Annotated in this window: 15 protein-coding genes; 10 read left to right on the forward strand and 5 right to left on the reverse strand. The window is 71.4% G+C overall.

The annotated features are described in order from the left end of the window. Nucleotides 1-62 precede the first annotated feature (62 nt). Nucleotides 63-398, reverse strand: a complete 336-nt coding sequence (locus CPH93_RS18705; RefSeq protein ID WP_096213508.1) for a YnfA family protein — start codon at nucleotides 396-398, stop codon at nucleotides 63-65. A 73-nt stretch (nucleotides 399-471) separates the two neighbouring features. Between CPH93_RS18705 and CPH93_RS18710 the strand changes: the two genes are divergently transcribed. Next, the gene (locus CPH93_RS18710; RefSeq protein WP_093488835.1) at nucleotides 472-1,212 is read left to right on the forward strand and encodes an AAA family ATPase; all 741 of its coding nucleotides are present in this window, start codon (nucleotides 472-474) and stop codon (nucleotides 1,210-1,212) included. On the opposite strand, the gene CPH93_RS18715 is transcribed toward CPH93_RS18710, so the two are convergent. Next, complete coding sequence (locus tag CPH93_RS18715) at nucleotides 1,169-2,809, reverse strand: FAD-dependent monooxygenase (RefSeq protein ID WP_093483895.1); 1,641 nt, start codon at nucleotides 2,807-2,809, stop codon at nucleotides 1,169-1,171. The two genes, CPH93_RS18710 and CPH93_RS18715, sit on opposite strands and share 44 nt — an antisense overlap. 128 nt (nucleotides 2,810-2,937) lie before the next feature. Between CPH93_RS18715 and CPH93_RS18720 the strand changes: the two genes are divergently transcribed. Beyond that, a complete protein-coding gene (locus tag CPH93_RS18720) occupies nucleotides 2,938-3,612 on the forward strand; it encodes a TetR/AcrR family transcriptional regulator (protein ID WP_173909841.1) in 675 nt (224 codons plus the stop codon). A gap of 13 nt (nucleotides 3,613-3,625) precedes the next feature. Here CPH93_RS18720 and CPH93_RS18725 read toward each other — a convergent pair whose 3' ends face one another. After that, complete coding sequence (locus CPH93_RS18725; protein WP_096213509.1) at nucleotides 3,626-4,441, reverse strand: helix-turn-helix domain-containing protein; 816 nt, start codon at nucleotides 4,439-4,441, stop codon at nucleotides 3,626-3,628. Between the two features lie 100 nt (nucleotides 4,442-4,541). Here CPH93_RS18725 and CPH93_RS18730 point away from each other — a divergent pair, with 100 nt between their 5' ends. Next, nucleotides 4,542-5,234, forward strand: a complete 693-nt coding sequence (locus tag CPH93_RS18730) for a TIGR03086 family metal-binding protein (RefSeq protein ID WP_231976889.1) — start codon at nucleotides 4,542-4,544, stop codon at nucleotides 5,232-5,234. A gap of 6 nt (nucleotides 5,235-5,240) precedes the next feature. Here CPH93_RS18730 and CPH93_RS18735 read toward each other — a convergent pair whose 3' ends face one another. Further along, complete coding sequence (locus CPH93_RS18735; protein ID WP_096213510.1) at nucleotides 5,241-5,669, reverse strand: MazG-like family protein; 429 nt, start codon at nucleotides 5,667-5,669, stop codon at nucleotides 5,241-5,243. 86 nt (nucleotides 5,670-5,755) lie between these two features. Here CPH93_RS18735 and CPH93_RS18740 point away from each other — a divergent pair, with 86 nt between their 5' ends. Next, nucleotides 5,756-6,262: a cupin domain-containing protein gene (locus CPH93_RS18740; protein WP_096213511.1), complete on the forward strand. Its 507-nt coding sequence runs from the start codon at nucleotides 5,756-5,758 to the stop codon at nucleotides 6,260-6,262. Continuing rightward, nucleotides 6,259-7,083 carry an SDR family NAD(P)-dependent oxidoreductase gene (locus tag CPH93_RS18745; RefSeq protein WP_096213512.1) on the forward strand — a complete coding sequence of 275 codons (825 nt, stop codon included), beginning with the start codon at nucleotides 6,259-6,261 and terminating at the stop codon, nucleotides 7,081-7,083. Before CPH93_RS18740 ends, CPH93_RS18745 begins: the two co-directional genes overlap by 4 nt. 148 nt (nucleotides 7,084-7,231) lie before the next feature. Here CPH93_RS18745 and CPH93_RS18750 read toward each other — a convergent pair whose 3' ends face one another. Further along, the gene (locus CPH93_RS18750; protein WP_078568699.1) at nucleotides 7,232-7,783 is read right to left on the reverse strand and encodes a hypothetical protein; all 552 of its coding nucleotides are present in this window, start codon (nucleotides 7,781-7,783) and stop codon (nucleotides 7,232-7,234) included. 305 nt (nucleotides 7,784-8,088) lie between these two features. Here CPH93_RS18750 and hemL point away from each other — a divergent pair, with 305 nt between their 5' ends. From hemL to CPH93_RS18775, 5 genes are all read left to right on the forward strand, one after another. After that, nucleotides 8,089-9,414, forward strand: coding sequence for a glutamate-1-semialdehyde 2,1-aminomutase (hemL, locus tag CPH93_RS18755; protein WP_093483890.1), 1,326 nt, complete (start codon nucleotides 8,089-8,091; stop codon nucleotides 9,412-9,414). Nucleotides 9,415-9,460: 46 nt separating this feature from the next. Beyond that, the gene (locus CPH93_RS18760; protein ID WP_093483889.1) at nucleotides 9,461-10,141 is read left to right on the forward strand and encodes a histidine phosphatase family protein; all 681 of its coding nucleotides are present in this window, start codon (nucleotides 9,461-9,463) and stop codon (nucleotides 10,139-10,141) included. Between the two features lie 144 nt (nucleotides 10,142-10,285). Continuing rightward, nucleotides 10,286-11,512, forward strand: a complete 1,227-nt coding sequence (locus tag CPH93_RS18765) for a hypothetical protein (RefSeq protein ID WP_093483888.1) — start codon at nucleotides 10,286-10,288, stop codon at nucleotides 11,510-11,512. A gap of 77 nt (nucleotides 11,513-11,589) precedes the next feature. Beyond that, complete coding sequence (locus tag CPH93_RS18770) at nucleotides 11,590-12,204, forward strand: TlpA family protein disulfide reductase (protein ID WP_093483887.1); 615 nt, start codon at nucleotides 11,590-11,592, stop codon at nucleotides 12,202-12,204. Nucleotides 12,205-12,208: 4 nt separating this feature from the next. Next, entirely contained in the window at nucleotides 12,209-12,970 is a 762-nt protein-coding gene (locus tag CPH93_RS18775) for a cytochrome c biogenesis CcdA family protein (protein ID WP_006604778.1), read from the forward strand. Nucleotides 12,971-12,972 lie beyond the last annotated feature (2 nt).

Consider the following 12,972-nt stretch of genomic DNA (forward strand, 5'->3'; position numbering starts at 1 on the left):
GCGGTGGGATCCCCTGCTCCTCATGAGCTCGGGGGTGCCCGGCCAGAATATGCGGGGGGTGGTCAGCGGCCCCTGGGGGCGTACATGAGCACGGCCATTCCGGCCAGACAGATCAGCGCTCCCAGGACATCCCAGCGGTCGGGGCGGTAGCCGTCGGCGACCATGCCCCACGCCAGCGAGCCCGCGACGAAGATCCCGCCGTACGCGGCGAGGATGCGCCCGAAGTCGGCGTCCGTCTGGAGGGTGGCGACAAAGCCGTAGAGCCCCAGCGCGATCACTCCGGCGCCGATCCAGACCCAGCCCTTGTGTTCGCGGACTCCTTGCCAGACCAGCCAGGCGCCGCCGATCTCGAAGAAGGCGGCGACGACGAAGAGCATGGCCGAACGTGCGATCACCATGGCTGAAAGCGTACGGAAAAAGCACGTGCTCAGCCGCGGATCGGTGTCGGTGCGGTGTGAGAGCTTCGAGAGCATGCTGATCGAACGGGCTTACGTGAACCTTCCGGAGGGAGAGGGGACGGCCGAGGACGGCTGGCCCTGGACGGTGCCATGTGTGCGCCAGCTGGCCGAGGAGGGGCTGAGTTTCCGGGCTCCGGTCACCTTTCTGGTCGGGGAGAACGGTTCGGGGAAGTCGACGCTGGCCGAGGCGCTGGCGGAGGGGTTCGGGCTGGATTCCTACGGCGGCTCGGCCGGCTACAAATACGCCAGCTCCCGGGAGGCGTCGCGGCTCGGCGGGCTGATGCGGTTCGACCCGACGCGGGAGGGGCGCGGGATGATCCGCGGGCCGCGGACCCGTCGGCGGGGGTTCTTTCTGCGGGCCGAGACGGCGCTGGAAGCGCTGAACGGCGAGCGGAGGGCGCAGCGGCTGTCACGGTCGCCCGAGGAGATGAGCCACGGGGAGGGCTTTCTGCTGGCCTTCCGCGAGCGCTTTGCGCAGCGCGGCCTGTATGTGATGGATGAGCCGGAGGCGGCACTGTCCTTCTCCTCCTGTCTGGAACTGGTAGGGCTGATGGGCGAGTTGGGGAGCGGTGGCGCGCAGATCATCTGCGCCACCCACTCCCCGCTGCTGACCGCGCTGCCCGGTGCCGAGATCGTGGAGGTCGGCGAGCACGGGATGCGGCGCGTGCAGTGGGCGGAGCTGGGGCTGGTCGACCACTGGCGGCGCTATCTCAGCGACCCGCGGGCCTATCTGCGGCATGTCCTTGCGGGGTGAGGGCGGCGGATATGGGGCCGCCGTCCCCGGGCTCGGTACCGGTCCACTGCACGAGGGCGGTGCGTAGCGCGCGGGCGCGCTCGGCGGGGGCGGTGGCGTCGGTGGCCCAGGCGACATAGCCGTCGGGGCGCACCAGGACGACCGTGCGGCGGGCACTGTGCCAGTGGACGGTCACGGTGCGGTCCTCGGCGGGGCGGATGCCGCCGGGCTCGTCGACGGGGTGGATGTCGCCGGGCTCGTCGGAGGGGCGCATGCCGCCGGGCTCGACGGACGGGGTGATCAGGACGAACCTGCCCTGGCGGAGCACCTCGTAGAGGCGGCTGCCGTCGGCCAGCCGGACATCGGGGGCACGGTGGCCGGCGAGCCGGTGGGCGCCGGGCCCGGCGGGGTAGGCGATGCCGATGCCGGAGACGGTGCGGATGGCGCGGCCGGACAGCGGCCGCAGACGTTCGAGGAGCCGGGCGGCGAGGGTGCGGGCGAGGCGGCCGGGAGCGGAGTGCAGCAGGGCGATCCGGACCAGGGCGCCGCTGCTGCGCAGCACTGCCCTGCCCACCGGATGGCGCTCGGTCTGATAGCTGTCGAGCAGGCTGTCGGGGGCGTGGCCCCGGAGCACCGCGGCCAGCTTCCAACTGAGGTTGGCGGCGTCCTGGAGACCGGTGTTCATGCCCTGGCCGCCGGCGGGGGAGTGCACATGGGCGGCGTCGCCGGCGAGGAAGACCCGGCCGACGCGGTACTCGGGTACCTGGCGCTCGTCGCTGTGGAAGCGGGAGATCCAGCGGGCGTCGTGCATGCCGTAGTCGCTGCCTAGGGCGAGCCGGGTGATCTCGCGGACCTCGTCGAGGTCGACGGGTGCGTCGTCGCCGGCCTGATGGCGGCGGTTCCAGCCGATGACGCGATACCAGCCGTCGCCGAACGAGCCGATCAGCGCGAAAGCCTCCCCGGTGGCATTGACGGTGAAGGGGGAGTCGGGCTCCTGGGCCAGCCGGACATCGGCGAGCACCAGGGAGCGGATCACGGACTTGCCGGGGAAGGGCAGGCCGATGGCCTCGCGGACGGCGCTGCGGACGCCGTCGGTACCGACGGCATAGGCGGCGCGGAGGCTGCCGAGGCCCTCGGGGGTGCGGAAGCGGACCGTCACGCCCTCGGCGTCCTGGTCGAGGCCGAGCACCTCGGATTCGTAGCGGAAGGTCACACCGGCCCGGCGGGCCCGCCGCTCCAGCAGCCGCTCGACCTCGAACTGCGGGGTGATCAGCACGAAGGGGAAGCGGGAGCGGAGCCGGCTCGCGTCCAGATATGCGTCACCGAAGAGGCGGAGGGAGCCGAGCGGATGGCCGCCGGCGACCAGCTCATCGGCGAGGCCGCGGGCGTCCAGCTGCTCCAGGGTGCGGGCATGGACCGCCAGGGCACGGGTGAGGTTGCTGATCTTGCCGGGCCGGCGCTCCAGAAGGGTGACCCCCAGCCCTGCCTCGGCGAGGTCTCCGGCGAGCAGCAGGCCGGTCGGGCCGGCGCCCACCACGAGGACGTCCGTGTCGCGGGCCGCCCCCGCCGGGTCGTTCCGGGCGCCGTTGTCCCTGGTCTTGGGGTTGCTGGCATCCATGGCTTCCGCCTCCTGTGCCCTGTGGCGACTGTGACCAGCTGTGCCAACGCATGTTGGTCAACGCTTGTTGGCAAGCGTAAGTCGGTCCGGCCTGGCATGTCAACAGCCGTTGGCCTACAGTTGTGGGCATGTCCGATCACGCTCCCTCCGCCGCCGGTACCGCGCCCGAAGACGCGCTGGCAGCCGCACTGTCCGGCGACCCCGGCGACCCCGCGGGCCCGGCGCCCGGCGACGCCGCGGCGGCCGCCCGCCCCCGCCGCTCCGCCGCCACCCGGGCCGCGATCCTGACCGCCGCCCGGGACCGCTTCGCGGCGGACGGATACGAGCGCGCCACCATCCGCGCCATCGCCAGGGACGCGGGCATCGACCCGTCGATGGTGATGCGCTACTACGGCAACAAGGCGGGCCTCTTCGCGGCCGCCTCCGAGATCGAGGTGCACGCACCGGACCTCACCCATCACCCGCGCGAGGAGGCCGCGGCACGGCTCGTACGCCACTTCCTGGAGCGCTGGGAGTGCGACGAGACGTTCACGGCGATGATGCGCGTCGGCGTCACCAACGAAGCCGGCGCGGAGCGGATGCGCGGCGTGTTCGCCGAGCAGATCGAGCCGGTCCTCGCCGCGGTCTGCCCGGTCCCCGAGGAGGCGCCGACCCGCGCCGCGCTGGTCGCCTCGCAGATCCTCGGCATGGCGCTGTGCCGCTACGTCCTGCACGTCCCGCCGGCCGTCGGCCTCAGCCACGACGAGGTCGTCGCCTGGCTGGCGCCCACCATCCAGCGCTATCTGACGGCCGAACGCCCCTGAGGGCCCGGCGGGCTCAGCGCGCGTAGGCCGTCGGCGGGACTCCGACGGTGGCGGTGACATCGCGGATCAGATGCGCCTGATCGCTGTAGCCGAGCTCGGCGGCGAGCGCGGCCCAGTCGACCTCCGCGTCGGACGCGGCGCGCTCCAGCGCCTCGTGCACCCGGTAGCGCAGCACCACCCACTTGGGGCTGACCCCGACGTATCCGGCGAACAGCCGCTGCAGGGCCCGCAGGGACAGGCCCTCGGACCGTGCGAAGTCCGCGACCCGGCGGATCGTCCGGTCGGTACGGATCCGGTCGGCCAGCCGCATGGCGAGCCGGGCCTGGTCGAGGATCCGCGGCTCGGCCCGCAGGAGCGGGGTCAGTACGGCGTCGAGCGCGGCGACCCGGGCGTCCTCGTCGTCCGGCTCCAGTACGGCGGCCGCGGTGGCGCCGGCGTCGATGTGCCCGAAGGCCGTCGCCAGCGGCAGCCGGCGGTCCGTCCAGTCGGTGGCCGGCCGCTCCGGGGTGAACGGGCGGAACCCGCCGGGCCGGAACTGCACCCCGCACACCCGCCCGCGCCCCGCCAGCTGCTGGGCGAACACCTCCCGCCCGGCGCCCGCGACCTCCCCGAATCCGGGGCGGTCGGCGTACCGCTGGAAGACGATGTTCACGCATGGATGTGGGACGACATGGGTGGCGTACGGCTCGGACAGGTCCCAGTCGATCAGCCAGTAGTGCTCGACGTACGGGCGCAGCGGTGCGGCGGGGGTGCGGCGGCGGAACTGCACCCGCGTGAAGAGCCCGGGGGCGTCGACGATGCCCCGGGTGTCGCGCCGTGGAGCGGCCATGTCCTGGATCCTAGGCCGTGCATTTCGGATCGCCCGGGCTCCCAAGGAGCTGTCGCGTTTTTTCAAGCCACCGCTGGCAGCCGTCCGTAGCGTCCTCGTCATGAACGGCACGAACGGCATGCAGGACATCCCGCACGACACATACAGCGGCGCATCCGCCCACCCGGCCCCGCGGGCCGGCGCCGAACCGCCCCGCACGACCCCCTCCGCCCACCCGTCCCCGCCGATCAGCGCGCTGCTCGCCGCGGCGGCCGAGGCGGCGCTCCCCGTCCTGCGCGCGGTGCGCGAGGACCAGCTGGCGCGGCCGACGCCCTGCGCCGAGTACGACATACGGGCCCTGCTCAACCATCTCTTCCACGTGGTCGTCGCCTTCCAGACGCTGGCCGCCAAGAAGGACGCGGACTTCAGCCGTACCCCCGACCGTCTCGGCGAGTACGGGACGCAGTGGCCCGACCGGTTCGCGGCAGAAACGGCGCGGCTGGTCGAGGCATGGGCGGCGCCGGGCGCCGAGGACGGGCTGACCGGCGGGATGAATCTGCCGGCGCGGACCGTCGGCGCGATGGTGCTGCTGGATCTGACGGTGCACGCCTGGGACGTGGCGCGGGCGACCGGGCAGCCGTATGTGCCGGCCGACGGCTGTGTGGCCGAGCTGCGGGCGCTGGTCGCGCAGATGGGACCGACGGCCCGGACGATGAACGTCTTCGCCGAGCCGCTCCCCGTTCCGCCCGGGGCCGGCGACCTTGACGTACTGCTGGCCGAGACGGGCCGCGACCCGCAGTGGACGGCCGGCTGACGGGCCTCAGGAGGCCGGCGCGCCGGGACCGACCCGTTCCCCGGCCGGCTGCAACGGAAGCCGCGCCTCGACCCGCCGTAGATGCCCGTCGAACACCCCGCGGGCCTCGGGCGTCAGGGTCCGCAGGGCCACCATCGCCGTGAGGATCACATCGCACAGCTCGCCGTGCACGTCGTCCCAGGTGTGGCTGTGTCCCTTGCGCGGGTTCTGGCCGGTGGCCCCGATGACGGCCTGCGCGACCTCGCCGGCCTCCTCCGAGAGCTTCAGCAGCCGCAGCAGCCGCTCCTGTTCGGGCGGCAGGGTGCTCTCCCGGTCCAGCCAGTGCACGATCCCGTCGACCGCCTCCCAGACGGCGGTCTGGTCCAGGGGCGCGGCCCTGCTGGACGGCGTAACGGGGGCGGCGGTTGACGGGGCGTCGGACGCGGTATCGGACATGGCCCGATTGTGCCCGCGCCGCGCCGTCTTCGTGCCTAGGGTGGAACATCACCCGCAGTCGGCGACGAGTGGGAGGCAGCCCGCAGATGGACGACCGGCAGACGTCCCGCGACCCGCTCCCCGAGGCGCTGATCGAGTTCTACGGGCTGGCGCCGCTGCCCCGCGAGGGCGGGCGCTTCCGGCGTACCTGGGCGGGCCCCGAGCGCCCCGACGGACGGCCCGAGGGCTCGGCGATCGTGATGCTGCTGACCGCCGAGCCGGGCGACTTCTCCGCCCTGCACCGACTCCCCACCGACGAGATCTGGCACTTCTACCGGGGCGATCCGCTCACCCTGTTCCTCCTCCCGGAAGGCGGTGCCGCCCGTACGGTCGTGCTCGGGCCGGACGTCCTGGGCGGGCAGCACGTCCAGTTCACGGTGCCGGCCGGGACGTGGATGGCCGCCGAGGTCGCCGACGGCGGTGCCTGGACGCTCTTCGGCTGCACGATGGCGCCCGGATTCACCTTCGAGGACTACGAGCACGGGGACGCCGCCGAATTGGCCGCGCGCTTTCCCCGGGAGGCGGCGCGGATCACCGCGCTGAGCCGGCCATGACCGAGCCCTCCTCCGAGGCCGCCCCCGGCCCCCGTGACCCCGGGCTGCCCGATCTGCGCGGCCAGGTCGCCCTCGTCACCGGCGCGTCCGGAGGCCTCGGCGGCGGGATCGCGCTGCGGTTCGCCGCCGCGGGCGCCGCCGTCGTGGTGCATTACCGCACGGGCGCCCGGGCGGCGCGGGCGCTGGTCGAGCGGATCGAGGCGGACGGCGGGAGCGCGCTGGCGCTGCGCGCCGATCTGTCCGTCGAGGAGGAGTGCCACCGTCTGGTGACCGAGGCGGCCGGCTGGCGCGGGCGGCTCACCGCGCTGGTGAACAACGCGGGGGTGCAGCCGACGCAGGAGCTGGCGGCGATGTCGCTCGCCGACTGGCGGGCGGTGGCGGATCCCACGGTGCACAGCGTCTTCGCCTGTACCCAGGCCGCGGTGGCCGTGATGCGGGCGGACCGGGGAGCCTCCGGGCCGACGGGGGGCTCGGTCACCCATATCGCCTCGATCGAGGCGGACCGTCCGGCGCCGCGACACGCCCACTACTGCGCGTCCAAGGCGGCGGTGGTGATGCACGCGCGGTCGGCGGCGCTGGAGTACGGGCCCTACGGGATCCGCGTCAACAGCGTCTCGCCCGGTCTGATCGCCCGTCCCGGCCTGGCGGAGGACTGGCCGGAGGGGGTGCGCCGCTGGCAAGAGGCGGCGCCCGCCGGGCGGTTGGGGCGCCCGCAGGACGTGGGCGATGCCTGCGTCTTCCTGGCCTCACCGATGGCGTCCTGGATCACCGGACACGATCTGGTCGTCGACGGCGGTGTCTCGGCGCGCCCCACATGGTGACCGGATCGGAACTCACCGAGGTGCCGGCGAGCCCACATGGTGACCGGCGGGCCGGGCCGCACCGGGTGACCGGCGAGCCCCGCCCCGCCCGGTGGTGGACCGGCCCGGCACCTCCCGCGCCGCGGGCCGCCGCGTCCGCGCTGAACCGTTACGGCCAGACCAGGCAGTACGCCTGGTGCCCCGCCTCGTGCAGCCGGTGGCTGAAGTCCTGCCACTCGTGCAGCAACTGGTAGACGGAGAACGCGTCGCGCGGGCCCCCGCGGTCGGGGACCGTGGACCAGATGAAGGCGGCCGCGCCGACCGACTCCTCGCCGACCCCGCGCAGCGGGTCGACCACGGTCATGGGGAGCTTCACGACGGCGTAGTCGGGGTGGAGGACGACAAGCTCCAGCGGCGGAACCTTATGGAGCGGTATGCCCTCTATACCTGTGAGGACCATGGCGGCCATCGTCTCCGGCTTGATCTTGGAGAACATGCCGCCCATGCCGAGTTCGTCACCGCCGAGCTCTTCGGGGCGCATGGAGATCGGGACGCGGGCGGCGGTCGCGCCGTTGGGCGCGCCGAAGTACTTGTACGTCACCCCCATGCGGCCGCCCCTGATGTCCCCGCCCGTGGTTTCCTCGCGCCGGTGACGGCCGCGCTGGGCGCGCTCGGGACCCCGGTCATTGGTTCCCTCGCCCAGTTCGCCACCGCGATGCATATCTCCACCCGACCACTCGCAGCCCCAGCCGCGCAACCCGATCATCGTCTCAGAGACCTCCCCCGTCACCGGCGCGCGAAACGCCCGGCCGCACGCCCCCGTGCGCCTCTGAGACCATTGCTTGCGTGACTTACTCGTACGTCGGCCCCAGTTTCGCAGACGAGTGGGGGCTGACGCCCGGTCGAAAGCGAGAGGAATCAAAAAAGGATCGAGACTGAACCGAGCGGCCCGTCCACACGTACCGCGAGGGGATTCTCGTACCGATGCCATCCGGGCCGCGTCCGCGCGCCGCCCTCCCGCCGTTTATGCAGGTCAGGATCACCGTGTCTTTTCCGTATGAAGCCCCTGTTTCGCAGTCGCTGTTCGACCGCGCGTCCGCCGTGACGCCGGGCGGCGTCAATTCTCCGGTCCGCGCGTTCCGCGCTGTGGGGGGTACGCCCCGGTTCATGGTGTCCGGCGCCGGTCCGTACCTCACCGATGCCGATGGCCGTGAATATGTGGACCTCGTGTGCTCGTGGGGGCCGATGATCCTCGGCCACTCGCACCCCGAGGTGATCGCCGCGGTCCAGGATGCGGTCGCCCGCGGGACGTCCTTCGGTACGCCCGGTGCCGGCGAGGTCGAGCTGGCCGAGGAGATCGTGGCCCGGATCGAGCCGGTCGAGCAGGTGCGGCTGGTCTCCAGCGGGACCGAGGCGACGATGTCGGCGATCCGGCTGGCGCGCGGCTTCACCGGCCGGCCGAAGGTGATCAAGTTCGCGGGCTGCTACCACGGGCACGTGGACGCGCTGCTGGCCGCCGCGGGTTCGGGCGTGGCGACCTTCGGTCTGCCCGACACGCCGGGCGTGACGGGTGCCCAGGCGGGCGACACGATCGTGCTGCCGTACAACGATCTGGACGCGGTGCGGGCCGCGTTCGCCGCGCACCCGGGCGAGGTCGCCTGTGTGATCACGGAGGCGGCGCCGGGCAACATGGGTGTGGTGCCGCCGCTGCCCGGCTTCAACCAGGGCCTGAAGGACCTCTGCGCCTCCAACGGCGCGCTCTACATCTCCGACGAGGTGATGACGGGCTTCCGCGTCAGCAAGGCCGGTTGGTACGGAATTGACGGGGTGCGTCCGGATCTCATGACGTTCGGCAAGGTCATGGGCGGCGGCTTCCCGGCCGCGGCCTTCGGCGGCCGCGCCGACGTCATGGCGCATCTCGCCCCGGCCGGCCCCGTCTACCAGGCGGGCACCCTGTCCGGGAACCCGATCGCCACCGCCGCCGGTGTCGCGCAGCTGCGGCTGCTGGACGACGCCGCGTACGAGAAGGTCGACGCGGTCTCGGCGGAGGTGCGGGGCCTGGTCACCGCCGCGCTGGCGAAGGAGGGCGTGGCGCACCGGGTCCAGGCCGCGGGGAACATGTTCACGGTCTTCTTCACGGATGCCGAGGTGACCGACTACGACGCCGCCAAGGCACAGGACTCGTTCCGCTTCACTGCCTTCTTCCACTCGATGCTGTCGCAGGGCGTCTACCTCCCGCCGTCCGCCTTCGAGTCGTGGTTCGTCTCGACCGCGCACGACACGGCGGCCGTCGAGCGGATCGCCGCCGCCCTCCCGGCCGCCGCGCGGGCCGCGGCCGAAGCGACCGCCTGAAGCAAGGCCCCGGCGCCGCCGGCCGACGACTGAATGAATGGGTGACATGAGCAGCGAAGACATCACCGTCGTGCATCTGATGCGGCACGGCGAGGTGCACAACCCCGACGGCGTCCTCTACGGGCGCCGGCCCGGCTACCACCTCTCCGACCTGGGGCGGAAGATGGCCGACCGGGTGGCGGAGCACCTCGCGGGGCGCGACATCACGCATGTCGTCGCCTCGCCGCTGGAGCGTGCGCAGGAGACCGCGGAGCCGATCGCCGGTGCGCACGGCCTGGAGCTGGCCACCGATGAGCGGCTGATCGAGGCGGGCAACGTCTTCGAGGGGAAGACCTTCGGGGTCGGTGACGGCGCGCTGAAGAAGCCGGGGAACTGGAAGTACCTGACGAATCCGTTCCGCCCGTCGTGGGGCGAGCCGTACATCGAGCAGGTCGTACGGATGATGGCGGCGCTGGGTGCGGCCAGGGACGCGGCGCGCGGGCACGAGGCGGTGGCGGTCAGCCATCAGCTGCCGATCTGGATCGTGCGCAGCTTCGCCGAGCGGCGCCGGCTGTGGCACGACCCGCGGAAGCGGCAGTGCACGCTGGCCTCGCTGACGTCGTTCACCTTCCACGGCGACAAGATCATTTCGGTGGGGTACAGCGAGCCGGCGCGCGACCTGGTTCCCTCCCATCTTCTGGCGGGCGCCAAACCCGTCAAGGGAAAGGCCAAGGCTTTCGGGGCCTGACGCTGCATCACCTGGCGGAGCGTCAAAGCCAGGAAAAATGAAAATCTGATCGATTAGCCGGAACCCCAACGCTCAACATGCCCTCTTCTCGGTTGTCCGTTTATATGGATATCGAGTTCGGCGAGCACGGATGGGGTCGAGGGTATGCGCGCGATCAGTCGGCGAAACCTGTTGGGGATGGGAGTGGGAGCAGCCGCGGCGCTGGGCGTCGCCGGCTGCTCGTCGTCGGACTCGGATAACGCGGGTGACAAGCAGCGGGTCAAGAACTCGGTCCAGGCGCGGTCGAAGCCCATCGGTGACGGTTCGACAGCGAATTCCGGCGCGCAGCCCCATCAGCCCAAGGCCCCCGAACGGCTGGCGCCCGGTCAGACCCCTCCACAGTTCGTGGTCTTTTCCTGGGACGGGGCCGGAGAGGTCGGCAACGGCCTCTTCCCCCGTTTCCTCAAGCTCGCCAAGGACCACGGCGCGGCGATGACCTTCTTCCTCTCCGGGCTCTATCTCCTGCCGGAATCCAAGAAGCACCTCTACAACCCGCCGAACAACAAGCGGGGCGCCTCCGCCATCGGCTACCTCAGCGACGACCACATCAAGGAGACGCTGAAGTACGTGCGGGAGGCCTGGCTGGACGGCCACGAGGTCGGCACCCACTTCAACGGGCACTTCTGCGGCGACGCCCCGACCTCGGTCAAGCACTGGACGCCCCGGCAGTGGCAGTCCGAGATCGACCAGGCGATGGACTTCGTCACGAAGTGGCGCACGAACACCGGGTTCACCGATGTCGAAGCGTTGCCGTTCGACTACCGCAAGGAATTGGTCGGCAGCCGCACCCCCTGTCTGCTGGGCCAGGACAACCTGCTGCCCACTGCCAAGGAACTCGGCTGGCGTTATGACGCCAGTTCGAGCGGCGGTCTCCAGATGTGGCCGAAGAAGAAGATGGGCATCTGGGACTTCCCGCTCCAGCTGATTCCGTTCCCGGGGCACCGTTTCCAGGTGCTCTCGATGGACTACAACATCATGTTCAATCAGTCGGGGAACTCCACGAAGGGCCCGCCGGCCAACTACCCGGGCTGGCGGCAGCAGGCCACCGACGCATACATTTCCGGTTTCCGCCGGGCCTACGAGACCAATCGCGCGCCGTTCTTCATCGGCAACCACTTCGAGCAGTGGAATGGCGGCATCTACATGGACGCCGTCGAGGAAGCGCTCAAGCACATTGCCAATGAGCAGAACAAAGATGTCCGTCTGGTGTCGTTCCGGCAGTTCACCGATTGGCTCGACGCACAGGACCCGCAGGTGCTGAGCAAGCTCCAGCAGCTCCCCGTCGGTCAGCGTCCGAACGGCGGCTGGAAGTCGTTTTTGTCGGCTGCTTGACATGCACTGCCGGGCCGCGACGGGCCGTCGGAGGGGGGCGCGGAAGATCCGGAAATGGCCCATGCGAAACTTTTCACATGAGTGCCTGCCGCGTCCCACGCCGCCTCACGAGCCGACGCCGTCTCGCCCTGCTCGCCGCAGGGGCCGCGGCCGCATCGCTGACGCTGAGCGCCTGCGGCGACGGCGCCTCCGGCGGCTCGGCGCAGACCCGCTTCGTCCAGGGCAAGAACGGCATCGACACCGTCAAGAAGGACGAGCGGCAGCCGGCGCCCGACCTCTCCGGTGAGACCACCACCGGCAAGAAGCTGGACGTCGCCGCCTACAAGGGCAAGGTCGTCATCCTCAACGTCTGGGGATCGTGGTGCGGCCCCTGTATCGCCGAGGCGCCGAACTTCGCCAAGGTCGCGAACGAGACCAAGAGCAAGGGCGTCCAGTTCATCGGGATCAACACCCGCGACTCCCAGAAGTCGCAGGCCACCAGCTTCGAGGAAGAGCACAAGGTGCCCTACCCGAGCCTGTTCGACCCGACCGGCCGGCTGATGCTGCGCTTCCCCAAGGGCAGCCTCAACCCGCAGTCGATCCCGTCCACGATCGCCATCGACCGGCAGGGCAAGATCGCCGCCCGGTCGATCGGCCCGCTCGCCGAGAACGAGCTGCGCAAGATGATCGCCCCGCTGCTCGCCGAGAAGTGATCACGTGACGCTGCTCGCCGCCGCCGCGGAAAACCAGACCGTCCTCAACGGCACGCTCCTCGCCGCCGTCCCCATCGCGCTCCTCGCCGGGCTCGTCTCGTTCTTCTCGCCCTGCGTCCTGCCGCTGGTGCCGGGCTACATGTCGTATGTGACCGGCGTCACCGGCACCGACCTCGGTGAGGCCCGGCGCGGGCGGATGCTGGCCGGTGCCGCGCTCTTCGTGCTCGGCTTCACCGCCGTCTTCGTCTCCGGCGGCGCGCTCTTCGGCTTCGCCGGCCGGAGCCTGCTGGAGTACCGGGACGTCATCTCGCGCGTCCTCGGCGTGCTGATGATCCTGCTCGGGCTGGCGTTCGCCGGCGTGCTGCAGCGCTTCGGACAGCGCGAGCTGCGCTTCCACATGAAGCCCGCCATGGGGCTGGCCGGCGCGCCCGTGCTCGGGGTGCTCTTCGGCGTCGGCTGGACGCCCTGCCTGGGACCGACCTTCGCCGCCGTCAGCACCCTGACGTTCTACGATGCCAGCGCCGCGCGCGGGGCCCTGCTCACGGTGGCGTACTGCCTGGGCCTGGGCCTGCCGTTCATCGCCGTCGCGCTGGCCTTCCGCCGGGTGCTCGGGGCCTTCGGCTGGGTCAAGCGGCACTATCAGTGGGTGATGCGGCTCGGCGGCGGCATGATGGTCGCGCTCGGCATCCTCCTCGTCACCGGCATCTGGGACAGCCTGATGTCCGACCTGCAGAGCTGGGCACAAAGCTCCACCGTTGGGATCTGATT

The sequence above is a fragment of the Streptomyces sp. 2323.1 genome, assembly GCF_900221035.1.
Taxonomy (GTDB): Bacteria; Actinomycetota; Actinomycetes; order Streptomycetales; family Streptomycetaceae; genus Streptomyces; species Streptomyces sioyaensis.

Bases quoted from the DNA above. Each gene is read 5' to 3' on its own strand.
- CPH93_RS18745 (WP_096213512.1), top strand. From the start codon at position 6,259: ATGACCGAGCCCTCCTCCGAGGCCGCCCCCGGCCCCCGTGACCCCGGG.
- CPH93_RS18750 (WP_078568699.1), bottom strand. From the start codon at position 7,783: ATGCATCGCGGTGGCGAACTGGGCGAGGGAACCAATGACCGGGGTCCC.
- CPH93_RS18760 (WP_093483889.1), top strand. From the start codon at position 9,461: ATGAGCAGCGAAGACATCACCGTCGTGCATCTGATGCGGCACGGCGAG.
- CPH93_RS18710 (WP_093488835.1), top strand. From the start codon at position 472: ATGCTGATCGAACGGGCTTACGTGAACCTTCCGGAGGGAGAGGGGACG.
- CPH93_RS18770 (WP_093483887.1), top strand. From the start codon at position 11,590: ATGAGTGCCTGCCGCGTCCCACGCCGCCTCACGAGCCGACGCCGTCTC.
- CPH93_RS18735 (WP_096213510.1), bottom strand. From the start codon at position 5,669: ATGTCCGATACCGCGTCCGACGCCCCGTCAACCGCCGCCCCCGTTACG.
- CPH93_RS18715 (WP_093483895.1), bottom strand. From the start codon at position 2,809: ATGGATGCCAGCAACCCCAAGACCAGGGACAACGGCGCCCGGAACGAC.
- CPH93_RS18730 (WP_231976889.1), top strand. From the start codon at position 4,542: ATGAACGGCACGAACGGCATGCAGGACATCCCGCACGACACATACAGC.
- CPH93_RS18705 (WP_096213508.1), bottom strand. From the start codon at position 398: ATGGTGATCGCACGTTCGGCCATGCTCTTCGTCGTCGCCGCCTTCTTC.
- CPH93_RS18740 (WP_096213511.1), top strand. From the start codon at position 5,756: ATGGACGACCGGCAGACGTCCCGCGACCCGCTCCCCGAGGCGCTGATC.
- CPH93_RS18725 (WP_096213509.1), bottom strand. From the start codon at position 4,441: ATGGCCGCTCCACGGCGCGACACCCGGGGCATCGTCGACGCCCCCGGG.
- hemL (WP_093483890.1), top strand. From the start codon at position 8,089: ATGCAGGTCAGGATCACCGTGTCTTTTCCGTATGAAGCCCCTGTTTCG.
- CPH93_RS18720 (WP_173909841.1), top strand. From the start codon at position 2,938: ATGTCCGATCACGCTCCCTCCGCCGCCGGTACCGCGCCCGAAGACGCG.
- CPH93_RS18765 (WP_093483888.1), top strand. From the start codon at position 10,286: ATGCGCGCGATCAGTCGGCGAAACCTGTTGGGGATGGGAGTGGGAGCA.